Source organism: Streptomyces sp. JLBG701, from assembly GCF_058544905.1.
The window spans coordinates 8744201-8763426 of record NZ_CM178588.1 but is presented as its reverse complement, the minus strand read 5'-3'; the positions used below and the strand labels follow the sequence as shown (position 1 = coordinate 8763426).

The window sequence follows — 19226 nt, the reverse complement described above, 5'->3', positions numbered from 1 at the left end:
ACGTGAGGGGCGCGGCACTGCCCTGCGGGAGGGCCTCGGACCTAGCGTTTCGGGTATGCGGGTACTGGTCACCGGCGGAGCCGGGTTCATCGGGTCACAGGTCGTCGAGGCGCTGGGCGCGCGAGGACACGAGGCGGTCGTGTTCGATCTCCGGGACGGGCGGGACGTACGCGATCCCGAGGCTGTGGCGGGGGCGCTATCCGGGGTGGACGCCGTGTGTCATCAGGCCGCGATGGTGGGGCTGGGGACCGGGTTCGGCGACGCCGTCGAGTACGTCTCGCGCAACGACCTCGGTACGGCCGTGCTGTTGACCGCGATGGCCGACGCGGGGGTGCGGCGGCTGGTGCTCGCCGGTTCGATGGTGGTGTACGGCGAGGGGGCCTACGCGTGCGAGTGGCACGGGTCCGTGCGGCCCGGGCCGCGGGCGGTCGGCGATCTCGACGCCGGTCGGTTCGAGCCGCAATGCCCGCGATGCGGGGAGGAGTTGGCACCGGGACTGGTCGGCGAGGACGCCCCCGTCGATCCCCGGAACGTGTACGCGACGACCAAGCTCGCCCAGGAGCACCTCGCGGCGGCGTGGACCCGCTCGACCGGCTCTACGGCCGTGTCCCTGCGCTACCACAACGTGTACGGACCAGGCATGCCCCGCGACACCCCATACGCCGGCGTCGCCTCCTTCTTCCGCTCCGCACTCGCCCGGGGCGAGGCCCCGCGAGTCTTCGAAGACGGCGGACAGCGGCGGGACTTCGTACACGTACGGGATGTGGCGGCGGCCAATGTGGCGGCGCTGGAGGCGAGTTGTGAGACGGGTTGCGAGACGGGAGCGCTGACCGTGTACAACACCGGCAGCGGCGACCCGCACACGGTGGGCGAGATGGCGCGCGCACTGGCCGCCGCGCACGGCGGATCCGAGCCGGTGGTGACCGGGGAATACCGCCTGGGCGACGTACGCCACATCACGGCGGACTCGTCCCGACTGAGGGCGGAGCTGGGCTGGAAGGCGGAGGTGGGCTTCGCGGAAGGGATGAGGGAGTTCGCGGCGGCAAGACTACGCGGCGAGCAGCAACCCCCTAAGGGGCGCGGGGAACTACGCGACAAGCCCCCACCGGCCCGCAGGTAACCACGACCTACGCCGCAGGCAACGGCAACGTCACCTCGAAGCAGCACCCGCCGGGGACGTTACGCACGGCCGCCCGCCCCTCGTGGGCCTCGACAATGCCCCGGACGATGGCGAGGCCAAGCCCCGCCCCGCCGGGCGGCGTACGCGCATGGGTACCACGCCACCCGGTGTCGAAGACACGCGGCAAATCCTCATCAGGGATGCCACCACAACCGTCCGTGACGGAGACGACCACACCGTCCGCGGAGCGCTCCGCGGCGACGGCGACCATGCCGTCAGCAGGCGTACGACGGATGGCGTTGATGAGCAGGTTGCCCAGAACCCGGCTCATCTCCTTCCCGTCCACCTCGACAGGTACAGACTCGACCCGGTCCCCGACCAACCGAACCCCGCACTCTCGCGCAAGCGGATCCGCGCCGGCAAGGGCATCACCGACGAGGTCATACAGGGAGATCCGGCTAAGGCTCAGCGCCAGCGTCCCCGCATGGATGCGGGACAGTTCGAACAGGTCGCTGACCATGTCGTTGAGGCGTTCGGCCTCGGTGCGGATCTGGCGGAGGTAGCGGTCGGGGTCGGCGGCGACGCCGTCCTCCAGGGCCTCCGACATGGCGCGCAGGCCGGCGAGGGGGGTGCGCAGGTCGTGGGAGATCCAGGCGACGAGTTCGCGTCGGGAGGCCTCCAGGGCGCGTTCGCGGTCGCGGGACTCGGCGAGCTTCGCGCTGGTGGCCTCCAACTCCCGGCTCAGGGCGGACAGTTCGGCGGTGGCGGGACCGTCGGGTGCCGCGAAGTCGCCGCCGTCGCCGAAGGAGCGGGCGGCGAGGGTGAGGGCGCGACTGCGGGCGACGACCCAGCGGCCGAGCAGGAGCGCGGTGGCCAGGGAGACGACGGCCGCCATCGCGACGACCGTCGTCACGACGCTCAGGTCGTGCGCCGAAAGGAACATCGCCTCCGCCACGGCGAGGGTGCCCGCGAGCATCGCGGTGACCGCCACCACGGCGACGACGGCGAGGGACGCGGTCAGCGAGCGGCGCCGGATCAGCCAGAGGGCGCCCGCACCGAGCAGGCCGACGGCGGCGGCGCCGAGGAAGGCGAAAAGGGCGATGAGCAGCATGTCCCGCAAGGTCAGTCCACCGCCCCTTCGTGATCTTCCTGATCCTTGTGTTCTTCTCGGGGCTCGGCGTCGAAGCGGTACCCGACGCCCCACACCGTCTGGATCAGCCGGGGCCGGGCCGGATCGTCCTCGACCTTGCCGCGCAGGCGGCGGACGTGGACCGTGACCGTCGACAGGTCGCCGAAGTCCCAGCCCCACACCTCGCGCATCAGGTCCTCGCGGCTGTACGCCTTCCCGGGGTTGCGGAGGAAGAAGGCGAGGAGGTCGAACTCGCGGATGGTGAGGGCGAGTTCGGTGCCCTTCTTGGTGGCGCGGCGGGCCGCGGGGTCGATGGTGAGACCGGCCGCGGAGAGGGGGCGGGTGGCGGTGGCGGGGCGGGCGCGGCGCAGGACCGAGCCGACCCGGAGCACCAGTTCGCGGGGGCTGAAGGGCTTGGTGACGTAGTCGTCGGCGCCGACCTCCAGGCCGAGGATCCGGTCGTCCTCGTCGCCGCGCGCGGTGAGCATGATGACCGGCACGGATCCCCGGCCGCGCAGCCGTCGGCACACCTCCAGGCCGTCCATCCCCGGCAGCATCAGGTCCAGGACCACCAGGTCGGGCCAGTGCGCGTCCGCGCGGGCGAGCGCGGCGGGGCCGTCCTCGGCGCGGTCGACGACGTATCCGGCGCGGTCGAGGTAGCCGGTGACGACCTCGGCGACGGTGGGGTCGTCGTCGACGACGAGGACACGGCTTGTTCCACCTGGGGATTCGTGCGGCTGAGGCATGCCTCCAGCCTCCCACCCGGCCGCCCGCGATGCGGCTTCCCGGCGCCGACGTCCGTGTTTCGTAAGGACCTGAAGTCCGATATCTCCCTTTCGTGTTCGTAGGGTGAAAACCGTGACGACCTCCCCCTCTCCGGGCCACGAAGTCGATGTGGTCCTCCCCTGTCTGAACGAGGCCGAGGCCCTCCCCTGGGTCCTCGCCCGTATCCCGTCCGGCTGGCGCGCGCTGGTCGTGGACAACGGCTCCACCGACGGCTCGGCCGACCTCGCCCGCGCCCTCGGCGCGAGGGTGGTGCGCGAGGAGCGCCGCGGGTTCGGCGCCGCGTGCCACGCCGGGCTGACGGCCGCCACAGCGGACTTCGTCTGCTTCTGCGACTGCGACGCCTCGCTCGACCCGTCCCTGCTCGTCCCCTTCGTACGTGAAGTGCGCGAGGGCGGCGCCGACCTGGTGCTCGGGCGGCGACGCCCGCAAAGGGGTGCCTGGCCCGTACACGCCCGCGCGGGCAATGCCGTACTGGCGCGGATGCTGCGGCACCGCACCGGGCTGCGCCTGCACGACCTGGGCCCCCTACGCGCCGCCCGGCGCGAGCCGCTGCTCGCCCTCGGCCTCACCGACCGCCGCAGCGGCTACCCGCTCCAGATGGTCGTCCGGGCCGCCGACGCCGGCTGGCGGATCGCCGAGCACGACGTGCCGTATCTGCCGCGCACCGGCGCCTCCAAGGTCACCGGCACCTGGCGCGGCACCTGGCAGGCGGTACGGGACATGCGCCGCGTCCTCGCCGAACCGCCGGCCGCCTCCACGGCGGGGGTCGGCCGGTGACCACGCTGCTCGTCATCGCCAAGGAACCCCGGCCGGGACGGGTGAAGACCCGGCTCACGCCACCGTTCTCACCCCGGGAGGCGGCGCTGCTCGCCGAGGCCGCCCTGGTCGACACCCTGCGGACGGTGGCGGCGACACCCGCACGCCGGCGGGTGCTGGTGCTGGACGGGGCCTCGGGCCCCTGGCTGCCGCCCGGCTTCGACGTCGTACCGCAGTGTGCGGGCGATCTCGACGAACGGCTGGCCGCGGCCTTTGCCGGCTGCGCCGGGCCCGCCCTCCTCATCGGCATGGACACACCTCAGGTGACTCCCGAGCTGCTCACCGTGGACTTCGCCGACTGCGACGCGTACTTCGGCCCGGCGGAGGACGGCGGCTTCTGGGCGCTGGGACTCGCCGAGCCCGACCCGGTGCTGCTGCGGGGTGTGCCGATGTCGACGCCCACGACGGGCGCGGTGCAGCGGGCCCGGCTGGTCGCGGCGGGACTGCGGGTGCGGGATCTGCCGCGCCTGCGGGACGTGGACACGGCACGGGACGCGGAGCTGGTCGCCGGGGTGGCGCCGGGGAGCCGGTTCGCGGCGGAGTTGTCGCGGGTGAGGGTGGTGGGAGGGCGGTGAGTGCGCCGCCCGTCCCGTGGTCCGCCACCCCCTACGACGCCGCCCTCCACGCCGGTCGTGGCCCCCTCTTCCTCCGCCGGCCCGACGGCTGGTTGCTGCCCCTTGAGGTGGAGCGCTGGTGTGCGGGACCGGACGCCGTGGACAGGGACGTACTCGCGCGCTGCGAGGGCGCTGTCCTCGACGTGGGCTGCGGCCCCGGGCGGCTGGTCGCCGAACTCGCCGCCCGGGGGCGGCCCGCGCTCGGGATCGACGTCAGTGAGGCGGCCGTGGCTCACACCGTGCGGCTCGGTGGGCAGGCCCTGCGGCGGTCCGTCTTCGAGCCGCTCCCGGGGGAAGGCCGCTGGAACACCGCCCTGCTCGTCGACGGCAACGTCGGCATCGGCGGCGACCCGGCCGCATTGCTCCGCCGGATGGCCCAACTCCTCGCCCCCGGCGGACTGTTGATCGTCGAGACGGTTCCGGGCGTGGACGTCGACGAGCGCGTGAGCGTGCACATCGTCCGCGACGCCGCCGGCGGCACCGGCCCGGCCTTCCCCTGGGCCCGGCTCGGCACGCCCGCCCTGCTGCGGCACGCGATGCGCGCCGACTGGCGTCCGGAGCGCCCAAACGGTCAGTGGACGGCCGGCGGCCGTTCCTTCGTGGCCCTGCGCAACCGCAGCGCCAGCAGCAGCGCCGAACCGCCGAACAGCACGGCCGTGATCAGCAGCCAGCGGGTCAGGAAACCGTCGGGGGACAGGCCGGTGCCAGACCGGTAGCGATCCGCCACCCGCCCGCCGATCAGCGGGAACCACACCAACAGCAACAGCCCTGAAAGCGCCGCCGGGACACGGACGTACATCGTCCACTCCCGGCGGCCCACCGCGCCCAGCACCCGCGCGAGGGCCCGGTCCGCCACCCCGTACAGCGGCAGCAGCATCAGGTCGTGCACCACTGCCGCGCCCACGAACCACAGGGCCACCCCGAACCAGTCCCGGTCCAGGAGCCGCACCCCGGCGTATCCGGCGAGCGCGAACGAGCAGGCCAGGAGGAGGAGTTGGAAGGGACTGCCGACAAGTTCCCGATAACGGCCGCGCATCACAGGTCTCCGAACGTCATCCGGGCCACCCACTTGGTGTTGAGCACGCCGGGCGCCGCCGGAACGATGACGCGGGCCGGGTGGCCGTGATCGGGGGTCAGGGGCTCGCCGTTGACGAACAGGGCGAGCAGGGAACGCGGATCGCGTACCTGGTTGTCGCGCAGGGCGGCCTGCCGGAACGCCCCGTGTCGCTGGAGCGACTCCACGAACACGTCCGGCGCCCGCCCGGGATCGTCGTAGCCGACGAGCCGTGCCAGGTCCCGCAGCCGCACGCCCCGCCACCACTGGTCCGAAGTCGACCAGCCCTCCACGCAGGCGATCGGCAACGCGGCGCTGTGCAGGGGGAGTTCGAGCAGTTCGGCACGGCTCAGCCGGACGGTCCGCCCGTTGCCCTCGACGACCAGCCGCCATGCCTCCTCGCTGGTCTCCGCCGGGCTGATCCCGCGTGACGCGGCGGTCTTGTTGATCTGGAAGCCGGCGGGGCCTGACCCCGGTTCGGACCAGCCGTGCGGTGCGAGCAGCGCCGTCCGCCGCAGCGGCCCGTCGAAGCTCTGGCCGGCCGTGGTGACGAACAGCAGCAGCGAACCGCCGCCGACGAACCCGAGGGCGCCGCGCCGCGAGACGGTTGGTTCGGAGGGGGCCGGGGACACCAACTCCCCCTGCTCGTCGGGAAGTCCGCGCAGCCGACGCAGATTCCGCACAGCCGCCGGTACCCGCAGCACCGCGTGCGCGACGAACGCGGCGAAGAACACCCACGCCCCGTAGAAGTGCAGTGTGTAGAAGGAGCCGGGGAAGACGTAGTCGAGTTGGACGTTGAGGACGCCGGTCGTGAACTCGAAGAGCGCGCCCCCGACGAGCAGGAGCAGCGAGATCCGCTCCAGCGCGTGCGCCACGGACCGGGCGGGCGGCAGGGTGAACAGCTTCGGCACGACCGACCACAGCTTCGCCAGCAGTACGGGGATCAGCGTGACGCCGAGCGTGACGTGGACGCCCTGGTTGAGGCGGTAGAGCCAGTGCGGGTCGGTCGGCCAGGAGAAGAGGTAGAAGCCGAGGAGGCCCTTGTCCGGGGTCTTGTCGTTCACCGGCGACAGGTTCGGGTTGTAGGCGGCGTACGACACGAGCCCGGTCACGAACAGCACCGTGATCCCGCCGAGCAGCACCACCCCGAGCACGGAGGTGAACCAGGGGCCGCGCAAGGGGCTGCGCCAGAACGCGGGAGACGAGGGCGAGATGGGGAGGGAGGGAGACCGTGGCATGCCCTGACCGTAGGCCGGGGGCACCCCCCGAAAGGGCTCTCAAACCATGACGAAACTCTGACATCCACCCCGGCGGCGGCCGAACCGGGCGGTCGGCGGCCTAGCGTGCCGATCGTGAACCGCGATCAACGACGCGAGCTACGACGCGATCTCTCCGCCGTCCTGGCCGCCGCCCTCCTCGTCGTGACGGCCGCCCTGGTCGGCACGGCGATCCAGCACCGCGACGGCACCCTCCGCGTCAGCTGGCCCCCGCTGCTCGCCCAGTGGAATCCGCACGTCGGCCCCGGCACCCCGGCCGCGCTCACGGTGGCCGCCGCGGTCATCGCGTGCGGCCCTGTCCTCGCCGCCCGGCTGCCCTGGCGGGCCCTGTTGCCGGCGGCGTGGGGCACGGGCATGGCGTGGACCTTCTCCCTCGCGCTGATCGACGGATGGCATCGGGGTATCGCCGGACAACTGACGACGGCGAGCGAGTACCTCCAGGTCATCGACCGCTTCCACGACATCCCGGCCTCCCTGCGGCACTTCACCGGGCACATCCTCATCGACTCCCCCGACAACTGGCCCGCGCACGTCGCCGGACATCCCCCGGCCGCCACCCTCACCTTCGTCCTCCTCGACCGGATCGGTCTCAGCGGCGGAGGCTGGGCGGGCGTCTGGTGCATCACCGTCGGCGCGACGGCGGCGGTCGCGGTCCTCGTCGCCGTACGCGTGCTGTGCGGTGAGCCCCTGGCCCGCCGTGCCGCGCCCTTCCTCGTCCTCGCCCCGGCCGCCGTGTGGGTCGGGACGTCGGCGGACGGCTACTTCGCGGCGGTCGCCGCCTGGGCCGTCGCCCTCCTCGCCCTCGCGGTCACCGGGCACCGACCGCGCGCGTCCGGCCTCGCCTCCGGGCTCCTGTTCGGCCTCACCGCGTATCTCTCGTACGGGCTGACGCTGATGGCGTTGATCGCGGGCGCGGTGCTGCTGCTGGGCTCCCGTCCCCACAGACTGCGCCTCCTCCCCTACTTGCTGGCCGGATTCGCGGTCGTCCCGCTCGCGTTCACCCTGGTCGGCTTCGACTGGTGGGAGGCGTACCGGCTGCTCCACGAGCGCTACTACCAAGGGGCGGGCGGCGTCCGGCCGTACGGCTACTGGGTGTGGGCGAATTTCGCCTGCACGGCGCTGATCGTGGGCCCGGCGACGGTGGCGGGGCTGCGACGGGCGGGCGCGGGCATCCGCAGGCATCACCAGGCCCAGCAAGCCCGTCTCGCGCTCCTCCTGCTCGCCGCCCTGCTCGCACTTCTTGTCGCCGACCTCTCCGGTATGAGCAAAGCGGAGACGGAGCGGATCTGGCTGCCGTTCGCGATGTGGGTGCTGCCGGCGGGCGCGCTGCTGACGGGCCCCCGGGCCTGGCTCGCCGCCCAGGCGGTCCTCGCGCTGGTGCTCAATCACCTCCTGCTGACGGGTTGGTGAACGGACACAACCAGCGAAGACGCCGTCCGTCCGCCGACATCACTTCCGTTTCCGGACACCGTGTGGTCATCCGGAATGGGCACGTTCACGCCGTCCCCTCTTTGCTCGCCCTGTATCCGTCCGACCCGCGATCGCGCGGGCGCGACGCGGAAGGACGACGTGCGCCGTGTCCCCGCTCCGACTCGACGCGCTGCCCACGCAGCCGCTCACCGTGTCCCCCTCCTCCCCTTCCCTCTCCTCCTCCCCTTCCCTCTCCCCCGCCCTGACCCGCCATGTCCGTCTGGCGCTGACGCTCCTCCCTCTGCTGCTGATCGGCGTCTGGGCCGTGCTCGACTGGCGCGCGGTGCGCGACGGTACGACACGGCTGGTGTCCGCCGATCCCTGGTGGCTGCTGGTCGGGCTGGCGTTCACCGGCCTGGGCTGGGTGGCCGCCGCGCTGGTCCGCCAGGGCGCGATACCGGAACGGCTCCCTCCGGGGCAGTTGCTGGCGTCGCAGTTCGCCGCCGGTTTCGCCAACCACGTCCTGCCGGCCAGCCTCGGCGCCCACGCCGTCACGCTGCGCTTCCTCCAGGGCCAGGGCATACCCCTCGCCCGGGCCACCGCTTCCCTGGCCCTTTACTCCCTGGTCAAGCCGATCGCGAAGACAGCGGTTCTGGTCGCCTTCCTGGTGGCCTTCCCCGAACTGCTGCACATCGGCGGGCTCGCCCCTGACGGCTGGGCGCTGCTCCTGGCCGCCGGAGGCGTCCTGACAGGCGTCACGGCGGCCGCGGTGCTCCCCTTGGTCGTACGACCCCTGCGCCGTCCGGCGCTGAATTTCCTCCGCACCGCGCTCACCGACGTACGAGCGCTCCACACCCGCCCGAGCCGCGTCCTGGCCCTCTGGGGCGGAGCCGCCGCCACCCCGGTGCTGCAGGCGAGCGTGATCGCGGCGGTCGGCTTCTCCCTCGGTCTGCAGCTCTCCTGGATCCAGGTCGTCTTCGCGTTCCTCCTCGCCAGCACCGCGGTCGGGGCCGTCCCCGCACCGGGCGGGATCGGCCCCGTCGACGCGGCGATGGTCTTCACGATGGCCGCGTTCGGCGCCCCCATGGGCCTCTCCACGGCAACCGTGATCGGCTACCGCGTCCTGACGGTGTGGGTGCCGTTGCTGCCGGGGGCGGTGGTGCTGTCGTCATTGGTGCGCAACAAGGTGCTGTGACTGAACGAGGCCGCCCCTACGGTTCGGGAATCCCGGCTTCGGCGATGGCACCGGCCCAGCCGAGCATGGCGCGGTCTTCCAAACCCTCGTCGTCCCCTTCCAGGGCATGCTCGCAGGTGTGTCCGACGTGCTGAATCGATGCCCGGATCTGGGGAAACGGCGGCCACCACTTGTCGGCGTACCTGTCGTCGCCCGCGATGGCCCAGGTGGTCACCAGTTCCCGATCGCTCTCCGTCAACCAGTCCAGGACACCAGGATGGACAATCGCCTGCCGATCCCGGACCACCGTGATGCCGTCGCAGGGAATCGGCTTGAACGACTCGTCGGGTTGGCTTTGCACGGACTCGACCCGGTCGGCCCGTGCGACGGCGACATCGGTGGTGATCCGCAACAGATTGGCGTCGCCTTGTGTGGCGTGGGCCAGCAGCGTCACCCGGTTCTTCTCGTCCGGGCCCAGCCATGCGTGGTCCCAGGCGATAGAACCCACCTGGATCTGCTGCGGCTGAGCGTAGGTCGAGTAGGTGTTGTAGCGAGCGATCGGCCCGTAGTTCTTGCTCCGGATCCCCTCCTCCATCTTGAGGTCGCCGGGACGGGGTGAGTCATTAACGTCCACATGGGTTCCGGTGATCTCGTACTTGGAGATGAGAATGCTCAGCGGAGTGTCCCCGCTGTTCTCCACGGTGATGGCCACCGTGATCTCCAACTTCCCCTTGTCGTTGCGCACTTGCGTGATCTCGTTGTCGACCGAGAGCGCGGGTGCGACGGACGACGGCTGATAGCGGGCGGAGTACCAGAACTGCGGGAGAGCGAGACTGGCGGCCAGTAGCGTGGCCGTTGCGCCGAGTACGGCTCCTCTCGTCTGCGAGTGCCGGTCTGTCGTCGGGTCGTCCGCCCCGGGAGGCGGGGCCACGGGATGGCGCGCCCGTCCGAAGTCCACGAACGCCAAGGTCCCGGCGACGACGGTGGCCACGGAGACGATCGCCAGAACGGTCGTCAGGCGTGCCTGCGGGACGAAGTTCGACTGGATCCGGGAGAGCAGCGACAGACTCGCCAGTAGCGCCGCCCCGTCTGCGGCGAGGACGAGGAGGACGAAAGGGCGCCTGGCTCCGCGCACCGAGCGCGCGACGGCACAGCCGGCCACGACGATGAGGGCGGCGCACCCCAGCCCGGCCCCGTCCATACGGACGCCCAGGTCGTCCCCCATGAACAGGTCCAGGGTGGCCACGGACCCCAGGGCACAGCCGTAGAGGAGCAGAAACCAGCGCAAGCCGGACTCCAGCCGCGCCGTCCAACCGCCACCGGGTGCAGGGGTGGTCGAACCATCGTCGTCCGACGTCGAACCTCCGTTGTCCGCCATGCATCGCCCCCCGTCCGCTCTGCCGCGAGTGCCGATGCTAGGAGCAATCCCAGGGGCGCGGCAGGGCGAACGAAGTACTCCGGTAAGGGAATTCGGCCTCGCGGCGAACGCGGCAGCGATCAGTCCCGGCGGGCCACCAGCCGGTACGCGTTCGAGACGCCCAGCCTGTGCGACAGGGGCCGGATCGCGAAGCGGTCGAGGAGGGTGCCTGCGAGGAGGAATGGGATGCCCGCGATCAACAGGAGGCCGCGCAGGGTGCGTTGGAGGGCGTTCGGGCGGGTCGGGAGCCAGGGGAGGTCGTCGCGGGGGGCTGCCGTGTCCAGGGCCAGCCAGGTGCCGGCCAGGAGGTCGACCGGGTCGTGGGGCTCGGCGTGCTGTTCGGTCAGGACTGTGAAGCCCAGGTCCGCGAGGCGGTTGCGGAGGTTGGTGACCGGGACGAAGTGGAGGTGCTGGGGCTGGAGCCAGGGGAGCCACCAGCGGCCGAGGAGGCGGGTGTAGCGGCTGTCGGGGTCGGGGACCTCGATCAGGAGGTGGCCGCCGGGGCGCAACGACCGGTGTGCGGCCTCCAGTTCGGCCGCCGGGTCGGTGCTGTGCTCCAGGTAGTGGAACATGCTCACCACGTCGTAGCGGCCCGTGAAGTCGGCGGCCAGATCCGGGAAGCTGCCCCGGTAGCCCCGCTCCACCCGCCCCTCGCGCTCCGCGATCTCGGCGCCGTCGGTGAAGTCCAGGCCGTCGAAGGTGGTCCCGGGGTGGACGGTGCGGGCGGCCTCGCAGAAGTGGCCGTGGCCGGTGCCGACGTCGAGCCAGTTCTTGGGTGCGTCGGCGTGGGGCAGCACGGACTCGGCACGCTGCACATACATCTTGGTGCGGCCCGCGAAGGTGTTGCCCAACTGCTTCTCGCCCAGGCCGTCGTAGAAGTCCCGGTAGTAGAACTCCAGCCCCTCGGGGCTCAGTCGGGGGTTCTGGAAGGTGTGCCGGCAGCCCTGGCACTGGTCCAGGACGAAGCGGCCCGGCTTGTGCTGGAGCAGGTCGGTGGTGCGCAGGCGGGTGGTCAGGTCCGCCGAGCCGCACCAGGGGCAGCTCGTGCGCCGGGGCTCGAAGAAGCGGTCCAGGCCTGCCGCCAGGTCGGCCTGGTAGGCGGGGCGCAGGGCCGCGACCTGCTCGGCGCGGCTCGGCTGCCGCTCTTGCTTCTTCTCTTCGGCGGTGCTCATGGGGCCTCCTTGGAGGGCGCGCCGATGGCCAGTTGTTCGAGGTGGGAGGCGGCCGCAGGGGCACCTCCGGCGGCACGGAACGCCGTACGGACGCGATCGGCCGCGGCACGGTAGCCCGGTTCGTGGAGTACGGCGTCGATCGCCTCGCCCAGCTTCGCCGCGCTGACCCGGCCGAACCGCACCCGGATACCCGCGCCCGCGTCGGCCACCTGCCCGGCCACCACGGGCTGGTCGTCACGGATGGGCGCCACGACGAGGGGCACGCCATGCCAGAGCGCCTCGCACACGGTGTTGTGCCCGGCGTGGCAGACGACCGCGTCGACCCGTTCGAGGAGCGGGAGTTGGGGGACGGACGGCACGATCAGTACGTCCTTGTCCTCGGCCGGTACATCCTTGTCCTCGGCACCGGTTAGGACTCCACCCGGGTCGACGATCACTGCCTGCATACGGTCCGCGCGGGATCGTACGGCCTCATGGCAGTGACCGAGAAACCGCGCTCCCACATCGGTGTTGGCCGTGCCGAGGGTGACCAGGACCGTCGCGCGGCTCGGGTCGAGCCAGTCCCAGGGGAAGTCGGGGGCGGCGGGGCGGGCCGCGATCGACGGGCCGACGTAGCGGATCTGATCGCCCGTTCTGGCCTCAGGCCCGACCAACTCCCTTGTACTGAAGGCGAGTACGAGGTGGGGGGAGAACCGTGGGTCAGCGGTTCCGGCGGGGTCGCCGATCCGGTCCCGGAGGCCGCCCAGGACTCCGTCCAGCCACTCGGCGACCTTGGGCATGCCCGCGAGTACGTCGGTGAACTCGGCGGAGGTGGTGGCCGAGGTCGCCCACGGCAGACCGAGCCGCTCGGCCACGAGCCCGCCCGCGAGGGCCTGTTGGTCGGCGACGACCACGTCCGGCCCGAACTCCCCTACCGCCGCACGCACTCCGGGCGCCATCTCGTCGGCGAGCGGCACCAGGAAACGCTCCCACAGGAACTTCAGCGCCTCCGGCCCCCGGATCTCGGGCGGCCGCGCGCCCTCGTCCGTCCCCGGTACGGGACCGTCGCACGGGAACACCTCGGCCGACCCGCCCGCGAGCCGCCGTACGAGATCCGGAGCGGCGCACGCCCACGCCACCCGGTGTCCACGCGCGGCCAGTTCGGCGGCGACGCCGACCGCCGGGTTGATGTGGCCGACCAGCGGCGGCACGACGAACAGGAACCGGCTCACCGCACCTCCGCCAACGGTGCCTGTCGGATCAGTTCGAGAATGTGACCGCCGACCACTCCCGCCGCCTCGACCAGTACCGAGTGCTCGTGGCCCGGGACGATCACCGTCCGGCAGTCGGGGAGCAGGGTCTCCAACCACGGTGCCAGTTCGGCGAGGTCGGAGTCACCGCCGTAGAGGCCGAGTACGGGGCAGGAGACGGCCCGGATTGCGTCCTCGGTGAGCACGTGGCTGGCGGGGATGTCGTGCGGGAGGCTGGTGGTGCGGGCCAGGCGGGCCGCGCCCTTGGCGAGGCGGGCGGTGTTGTGGCTGCGGTTGGCGGTGATCCAGGCGATGGCGTCGTCCTCGTTGAGGGCGAGTTGGGTGAGGACGCGGTGCAGGATGCCGCCGAGCTTCGCCGACCAGGCCTCGGTCGCCGGTTCCGACTCGATGAGGGTGAGGCTCGCCGCACGCTCCGGGTGGCGGGCCGCGAAGCCGAACGCGACGGTGCCGCCGTAGGAGTTGCCGACGAGGTGGACCGGGCCGGTCAACTCCAGCCGGTCCAGGAGGGCTTCGAGGTCGTCGATGTTGTCGTCCAGGTGGTAGCCGGTGTCGGGTCGGGCGCTGCGGCCGTGGCCGCGCAGGTCGTACATGACGACGTCGATGCCGGCCGCCGCGAAGACGGGCGCCACGGTGAAGTAGTAGCTGGCGAGGCTGTCGGTGAGCAGTCCGTGCACCAACACGGCGGTCGCTACGGCGGGTTGGCCGTCGCGTGGGCCCATGCGCTGTACGTGCAGCCGGATGTCGCCGGTGTCGACGAACGCCATGTTCAGCCCGCCTCCGCCGCTTTGAGGCTCTGCACGACGTGCTCGACGAGGCGGCCGACGGTGAGTTCGATGATCTCGTCGAACTCCATGCCGGCCAGGAACTCGGCGAAGTTGACCCGGTTGCCGTAGCGCTCCTCCAGGAGGCCAGCGAGGGTCACCAGGTCGATGCTCTCCAGCTCCAGGTCGCGGTTGAACGTGGTCTGCATATCGATCTCGACGTCGTCGAGGCCGTACTCGTCGAGGAGTGTCGCGAGCATGCCGGTGAGGTCGGCGAGCACGGACTCCTCGTCGGCGGGCGGCGGGGTGGGGGTCATCGTTCGCTCTCCTCGTGTGATGACGGTGACGGTTGGGGGGACGTCGTCGGTCCCGTCGTCCAAGCCACTACGTACTCTCTGCTCGGCAACGCGGGCGGATTGATGGTCCGTTCGCAGCGCACGGTGTACGCGCGTTCCAACCGCCCGGAGACCAGGAGCCGTTGGGGGTCGGCCGCCTCGACGACGGCGAAGTCGCGCGGGCGTCCGCCGAATCCGGTGCCCTCCGCCTTCGCGACCGCCTCCTTGGCGGCCCAGAAGCGGGTGAACCACAGCGCCCGGGACTCCCCGGTGGCGGCGCATCGGGCGTCCAGCAGGGCAAGTTCGGCCTCGCCGAGGGCGGTGGCGAGGGTCGCCGGGTCGCGCTCGACGACCTCTTCGATGTCGATGCCGGGGCCCGGACCGGGCGTGTGCGGCCGTACGATCGCGACCCCGGCCTCCGCCCGATGGGCCAGCGAGAGGTCCAGCGGGGGGAGGTTGCGGCCGTGGAGTCCGGTGACGTACGGGCGGCCCGACTCGTCGTTCCGGACGCGGATTTCGGCCGGGTAGACGGGACCTTCCCCGTGGTCCCACAGCCACTGACGCACCGCGTCCTTGGCGGCGATCCTGCCGAGCAGCCACTGCCTGCGGCCGCGCGGCGCGTGCCGCTCGTACTCCGAACGCTCCGCGCTGCTCAGGGAGTTGCGCATGATCAGGTCCCGGGAGGCCAGGTCCGGCCAGCGCTCGTGGAGCAGCGCCCAGCCGTCCGGGCGGGCCTGCGAGAGGGTGTTGCGGTCGGGGAAGCGTTCGACGGGCCTGGTCTGCGGGTCGTTGTCGAAGCGGCGATCCTGCCAGCCGGTGAGTTCGGCCCACACCCGGCCGTCGACGGTGAGTTGTACGTCGGCTTCGAGCACGGTGTCGGTGAGGGACGTGATCCGCACCAGGCATGCGACATCCGTCCCCGGGTGCGGGTGGGGGCCGTAGAAGCGCATGTGCCGCATCTGGACGGGGAAGACGACCGTGCGTTCGGTGCGGGTGGCCATGATCCAGTAGCCGAGGATCTGGCCGACGTTGTCGAGGAGGGCGCCGGGGGCGGGCGGGGTGGTGATGACGCCGCGCAGGTGGTGCTCGCCGATCGCGGTGAGTTCGGTCACGCCCTGGAACGCCGGGCCGTGGAACATCCAGCGTTCGTTGTAGAGCTGGGCGGCGGTGTGGTCGGGGGTGCGTTCGGTGGCGGGGTCGGTGGGCCAGGGGGTGGGCGGGGATGCCGGGTAGCGGTCGGCCAGTTCGACGGTCGCGCGGGCTCGCGGGCCGAAGGAGACGGCGAGTCGGGATGGAGTGCCGGGGAGGGGGGTGACGGTGACCTCGACGTCGACGGGCGGGGTGGCGGTCAGCCACTGGTCGAAACGGGCGCCGTGCACGGCCACCGCGCGCATGCCGGGGGCGGCTTGCTGGGCCGTCTCCATGATGTGGTGGACGATCGTCGTCGCCGGGACGACCGGCCAACGGTCGGCGACATCGGGCCAGCCCTCGCGCTGCGGGAAGAAGCAGTGGTCCAGGAGGTACGGCATGGTGTCCGGGGATACGTGGACGGTGCTGCGGCGGGCCGACTGGTCACCGGAGTCCGGGTGGCCGTTTCCCCTGGGGCTGGGGGGAGTTGGGGGTGGCGGTCCGGCGGGGAGGCCGACGGTCGCCGGGGGGCGGGGCGGCAGCGGAGTCGACGGGGCCGCGAATGTTGTCGTGGCCGTGGTCGGCCGACGGTTGCCCGCGGCGATGAGTTCGGCGGCGACGTCCGCGGTGTCGCGCAGGAGCGCGCCCAGTTCGGCGGCGGTGGCGGGGAAGTGCCCGGCGAGCGCGTCGAGCGGTGACGATTCGACCGAGGCTCGGACGTGTCCGGCGAGCACGTCCGACGGCGCCGGTTCTGCTGCGGTCCGGGCGTGCCCGACGGCCGCGTTCGGCCGCACGGACGGGGCTCCCGGCGCGTGGCTCGGGACGCGGGCGGCAGCGCTTCCCGGGAACGTCACGCCTCCCGGCACCACGGCATCGCCAGGTACCCGGGCCGCGACCGGCGGCACCCCTACGCCCGCCCCACGATCCGCCCTTGACCCGAGCCGCAGCTCGGATCGCAGCTCCACCAGGGCGCCTTCGTCGAGGGAGACGAGTGCGCCTCCCAGGTTCAGTCGGACCGGTGGCCGGTCCCCCCTTGCGGGAGCCGTCGGGTCGGCGGCTCCCGCGGAGCGGGCGGGGGGACCGGCGGGGTGGGTGGACCGGGGCAGGGCCGGGGGCACGGCGGCGCCCGTCGTCCACAGGGCGGTCGCCACCCGGTGGAGCTGGGCGAGACCGGTGCGGTGGGGGGAGTTGGCGGCCACTACGAGGTGGTCGCGGCCGGAGAGGGTGTCTCCGATCAGTGAGCCGAGCTGTCCGGGGCCGACCTGGACGAAGGTGCGGTGGCCTGCCGCGTACAGGGCCTCGACGAGTTGCCGGAAGCGGACCGGCTCCAGCAGGTGCCGGACGAACAGCTCGCGCACGGCCGCCTCGCCCGTGGGGAAGGGCGACGCGGTGGTCCCGGACCACACGGGCACGGTCGGCGGGTGCAGCCGGAAGCGGCCCGCGGCCTCCTTGATGGGGCCGAGGTAGGGCTCCAACATCGGTGTGTGGAAGCCGGATTGGAACGGCAGCACCTGGCTGAGCACGCCCTGGGTGCGGAAGGCTCGCACGAACTCGTCGACGGCCGCCTCCGGGCCACACACCATGGACTGGCCGGGCGCATTGTCGTGGGACAACACGATCCCCGCGTCCGCCCAGCCGTCGGCGTCCAGCGCGGTCAGTACGCGGGCGGCGGGCGCGCCGATCGCACCGAAGGCCAGGCCGGGGACGGTCAGCGCGTCGGGGTCGAACTGCCCCATGAAGCCGTCCACTTCGTCCCCGGAGTACAGGCCGGCCGCCGCCATCGCCGTCCACTCGCCGAGGCTGTGCCCGGCGACCGCGTCCGGCACGACACCCATCCGGCGCAGCGCCCCGTCGAGGAGCCGGCCGACGGCCACGACACCGAGCCCGTGTCGGCCGATGTCCCCGACCTCGGCGGATCCGGCTCCGGGCATGGGTCCGGCGAGGCCGAAGTGGGCGGCCACATCCGCGACTTGGGGGTCGAAGTCGCCTTCGAGGCCGGGGAAGACGAAGGCCAGCCGACCGCCCAGCGGGGCGGGTGAGAACCAGACGTCGTTACGGCCGTGCCAGGCACGCCCCTTGGCGACCGCCCGGCGGGCCAGGGTGAGCCGTTTGGCGGTCGGGTCGACGATGCCGAGCCGGGTCCGGCCCGCGTCGGCGTGCGTGCGGCCGGGGGTGGGGTCCAGACCGGCGGCGAGTACGTCCGAGTCGTCGGCGTCCAGCAGCGCGGCGAGGCGCTCGGGGGTGTCGGCGGCGAGGAGGAGCACCCGCTCGGGTTCGGTGACGGAAACGGCAGAGGCAACCGCTCGTGCCTCGGAACCACTCACCGCCCCGGCCCGCGCGACCCTCACCGCGCCCGGCGCCTGCTCCAACACCACATGCGCGTTGATCCCGCCGAACCCGAACGCGTTGACGGCCGCCCGGCGCACCGGCTGCCCCTCCGTCGTCTCCCACGGCTCCGCCTTCGCCAGCGGGCGGAAACGGGTGGCGGCGAGTGCGGGGTTCGGGTCGTCGCAGTGCAGGGTCGGCAGCAGCACACCGTGGTGGACGGCGAGGGCGGCCTTGACCAGGCCGGCCACTCCGGCGGCGGGCATCGTGTGGCCGATCATCGACTTCACCGAGCCGATCACCGCACGGTCGTCGCCGCTGTCGCTTGAGGGCCCGAACACCTCGGCCAGGGTGGCGAGTTCGGCCGAGTCGCCCGCCGGGGTGGCGGTCCCGTGGGCCTCCAGGAGGCCGATTGACCCGGTGACCGTCGGATCGAGCCCCGCCGCCTGCCAGGCCTGCCGTACGGCGTGGGTCTGGCCGGCCGAGTCGGGGTTGACGAGGCTCGCGGTGCGGCCGTCGCTCGCCACGCCGGTGCCCCGGATGACGGCGTAGATCCGGTCGCCGTCACGTTCGGCGTCGGCGAGGCGCTTGAGTACGACCACACCCGTGCCCTCACCGATCAGGATGCCGTCGGCGTCCCGGTGGAAGGGGCGGATGCGCTGGCTCGGGGAGAGCGCGCGCAGCTGGGAGAAGACGCTCCACAGGGTGATGTCATGGCAGTGGTGCACTCCCCCGGCGAGCATCAAGTCGCAGCGCCCGTTGGCCAGTTCGCCCACCGCCTGGTCCACGGCGACCAGTGAGGACGCGCAGGCGGCGTCGACGGTGTAGGCGGGGCCGCGCAGGTCGAGGCGGTTGGCGACGCGGGAGGCGGCGAGGTTGGGTACGAGGCCGATGGCCGACTCGGGGCTGTCGGGGCCGAGGCGGTCGGTGAACGCGTCCTGGATCCGGTCGAGTTGGCCGGGATCGAGGTCGGGCAGCAACTCGCCGAGCGTGCGTACGAGTTGGCCCGCCGTACGGACACGCTGGTCGAGGCGGACCAGGCCGGGGGTGAGATAGCCGCCCCGGCCGAGTACGACCCCGATCCGGTGGCGGTCCGGCAGCCGGTCCGCACCGCCCGCGTCGGCGAGGGCGGCGGCGGCCACGTTCAGCGCGATGAGCTGGTCGGGTTCGGTGCCGGCCACGGAGTTCGGCATGATCCCGAACCGGGTGACCTCCACGTCCGCGAGCGAGTCCACGAACCCGCCGCGCCGGCAGTACACCTGGTCGGCGACGGCACGGCCGGTGGCGGAGCCGGGACGGTAGTAGTGGTCGGTGTCCCAGCGCCCTTCCGGTACGTCGGTGATGGCATCCGTGCCGGCCAACAGGTTGCGCCAGTAGGTGTCGAGGTCGGCGGCGCCGGGCAGCAGCACCGCCATCCCCACGATGGCGACGGGCGTGGATGGTTGACGGTCCGTCATG

15 protein-coding genes are annotated in these 19226 nt (G+C 72.4%); 6 read left to right on the top strand and 9 right to left on the bottom strand.

From position 1 onward, the window contains the following. Nucleotides 1–55 precede the first annotated feature (55 nt). Nucleotides 56–1120: an NAD-dependent epimerase/dehydratase family protein gene (locus AC5DRG_RS40300; protein ID WP_491804798.1), complete on the top strand. Its 1065-nt coding sequence runs from the start codon at nt 56–58 to the stop codon at nt 1118–1120. Between the two features lie 7 nt (nt 1121–1127). Here AC5DRG_RS40300 and AC5DRG_RS40295 read toward each other — a convergent pair whose 3' ends face one another. Both AC5DRG_RS40295 and AC5DRG_RS40290 read right to left on the bottom strand, forming a co-directional pair. Beyond that, a complete protein-coding gene (locus AC5DRG_RS40295; RefSeq protein WP_491804797.1) occupies nt 1128–2240 on the bottom strand; it encodes a sensor histidine kinase in 1113 nt (370 codons plus the stop codon). 2 nt (nt 2241–2242) lie between these two features. Further along, on the bottom strand, nt 2243–2995 hold the full coding sequence (locus AC5DRG_RS40290) for a response regulator transcription factor (protein ID WP_491804796.1): 753 nt from the start codon (nt 2993–2995) through the stop codon (nt 2243–2245). A gap of 103 nt (nt 2996–3098) precedes the next feature. Here AC5DRG_RS40290 and AC5DRG_RS40285 point away from each other — a divergent pair, with 103 nt between their 5' ends. From AC5DRG_RS40285 to AC5DRG_RS40275, 3 genes are read left to right on the top strand one after another with little or no spacing between them, the layout of a single operon-like run. Further along, a complete protein-coding gene (locus AC5DRG_RS40285) occupies nt 3099–3812 on the top strand; it encodes a glycosyltransferase family 2 protein (protein ID WP_491804795.1) in 714 nt (237 codons plus the stop codon). Next, the gene (locus tag AC5DRG_RS40280) at nt 3809–4426 is read left to right on the top strand and encodes a TIGR04282 family arsenosugar biosynthesis glycosyltransferase (RefSeq protein WP_491804794.1); all 618 of its coding nucleotides are present in this window, start codon (nt 3809–3811) and stop codon (nt 4424–4426) included. The genes AC5DRG_RS40285 and AC5DRG_RS40280 overlap by 4 nt, the downstream gene beginning before the upstream one ends. After that, on the top strand, nt 4423–5181 hold the full coding sequence (locus AC5DRG_RS40275) for a class I SAM-dependent methyltransferase (protein ID WP_491804793.1): 759 nt from the start codon (nt 4423–4425) through the stop codon (nt 5179–5181). Before AC5DRG_RS40280 ends, AC5DRG_RS40275 begins: the two co-directional genes overlap by 4 nt. 319 nt (nt 5182–5500) lie before the next feature. Here the strand turns inward: AC5DRG_RS40275 and AC5DRG_RS40270 are convergent, their stop codons facing one another. Next, nucleotides 5501–6757, bottom strand: a complete 1257-nt coding sequence (locus AC5DRG_RS40270) for a molybdopterin-dependent oxidoreductase (protein ID WP_491804792.1) — start codon at nt 6755–6757, stop codon at nt 5501–5503. A gap of 111 nt (nt 6758–6868) precedes the next feature. Here AC5DRG_RS40270 and AC5DRG_RS40265 point away from each other — a divergent pair, with 111 nt between their 5' ends. Continuing rightward, nucleotides 6869–8206 carry a hypothetical protein gene (locus tag AC5DRG_RS40265; protein ID WP_491813281.1) on the top strand — a complete coding sequence of 446 codons (1338 nt, stop codon included), beginning with the start codon at nt 6869–6871 and terminating at the stop codon, nt 8204–8206. Between the two features lie 166 nt (nt 8207–8372). Then, nucleotides 8373–9401 (top strand): lysylphosphatidylglycerol synthase transmembrane domain-containing protein, encoded by a 1029-nt coding sequence (locus tag AC5DRG_RS40260; RefSeq protein WP_491804791.1) that lies wholly within the window; start codon nt 8373–8375, stop codon nt 9399–9401. A gap of 16 nt (nt 9402–9417) precedes the next feature. On the opposite strand, the gene AC5DRG_RS40255 is transcribed toward AC5DRG_RS40260, so the two are convergent. The 6 genes from AC5DRG_RS40255 to AC5DRG_RS40230 form a co-directional block, all read right to left on the bottom strand. Next, nucleotides 9418–10758 (bottom strand): hypothetical protein, encoded by a 1341-nt coding sequence (locus tag AC5DRG_RS40255; protein WP_491804790.1) that lies wholly within the window; start codon nt 10756–10758, stop codon nt 9418–9420. A 119-nt stretch (nt 10759–10877) separates the two neighbouring features. Further along, the gene (locus AC5DRG_RS40250; RefSeq protein ID WP_491804789.1) at nt 10878–11969 is read right to left on the bottom strand and encodes a class I SAM-dependent methyltransferase; all 1092 of its coding nucleotides are present in this window, start codon (nt 11967–11969) and stop codon (nt 10878–10880) included. Next, entirely contained in the window at nt 11966–13180 is a 1215-nt protein-coding gene (locus AC5DRG_RS40245) for a glycosyltransferase (RefSeq protein WP_491804788.1), read from the bottom strand. The genes AC5DRG_RS40250 and AC5DRG_RS40245 overlap by 4 nt, the downstream gene beginning before the upstream one ends. Further along, a complete protein-coding gene (locus AC5DRG_RS40240) occupies nt 13177–13983 on the bottom strand; it encodes an alpha/beta fold hydrolase (RefSeq protein WP_491804787.1) in 807 nt (268 codons plus the stop codon). The genes AC5DRG_RS40245 and AC5DRG_RS40240 overlap by 4 nt, the downstream gene beginning before the upstream one ends. Before the next feature lie 2 nt (nt 13984–13985). After that, nucleotides 13986–14297: an acyl carrier protein gene (locus AC5DRG_RS40235; RefSeq protein WP_491804786.1), complete on the bottom strand. Its 312-nt coding sequence runs from the start codon at nt 14295–14297 to the stop codon at nt 13986–13988. Further along, on the bottom strand, nt 14294–19225 hold the full coding sequence (locus AC5DRG_RS40230) for a type I polyketide synthase (RefSeq protein ID WP_491804785.1): 4932 nt from the start codon (nt 19223–19225) through the stop codon (nt 14294–14296). Before AC5DRG_RS40230 ends, AC5DRG_RS40235 begins: the two co-directional genes overlap by 4 nt. Nucleotide 19226 lies beyond the last annotated feature (1 nt).

What these genes read in the sequence shown, in the direction of transcription:
- AC5DRG_RS40230 (WP_491804785.1), bottom strand. Translation starts at nt 19,225, where the DNA reads ATGACGGACCGTCAACCATCCACGCCCGTCGCCATCGTGGGGATGGCG.
- AC5DRG_RS40235 (WP_491804786.1), bottom strand. Translation starts at nt 14,297, where the DNA reads ATGACCCCCACCCCGCCGCCCGCCGACGAGGAGTCCGTGCTCGCCGAC.
- AC5DRG_RS40270 (WP_491804792.1), bottom strand. Translation starts at nt 6,757, where the DNA reads ATGCCACGGTCTCCCTCCCTCCCCATCTCGCCCTCGTCTCCCGCGTTC.
- AC5DRG_RS40300 (WP_491804798.1), top strand. Translation starts at nt 56, where the DNA reads ATGCGGGTACTGGTCACCGGCGGAGCCGGGTTCATCGGGTCACAGGTC.
- AC5DRG_RS40240 (WP_491804787.1), bottom strand. Translation starts at nt 13,983, where the DNA reads ATGGCGTTCGTCGACACCGGCGACATCCGGCTGCACGTACAGCGCATG.
- AC5DRG_RS40255 (WP_491804790.1), bottom strand. Translation starts at nt 10,758, where the DNA reads ATGGCGGACAACGGAGGTTCGACGTCGGACGACGATGGTTCGACCACC.
- AC5DRG_RS40290 (WP_491804796.1), bottom strand. Translation starts at nt 2,995, where the DNA reads ATGCCTCAGCCGCACGAATCCCCAGGTGGAACAAGCCGTGTCCTCGTC.
- AC5DRG_RS40250 (WP_491804789.1), bottom strand. Translation starts at nt 11,969, where the DNA reads ATGAGCACCGCCGAAGAGAAGAAGCAAGAGCGGCAGCCGAGCCGCGCC.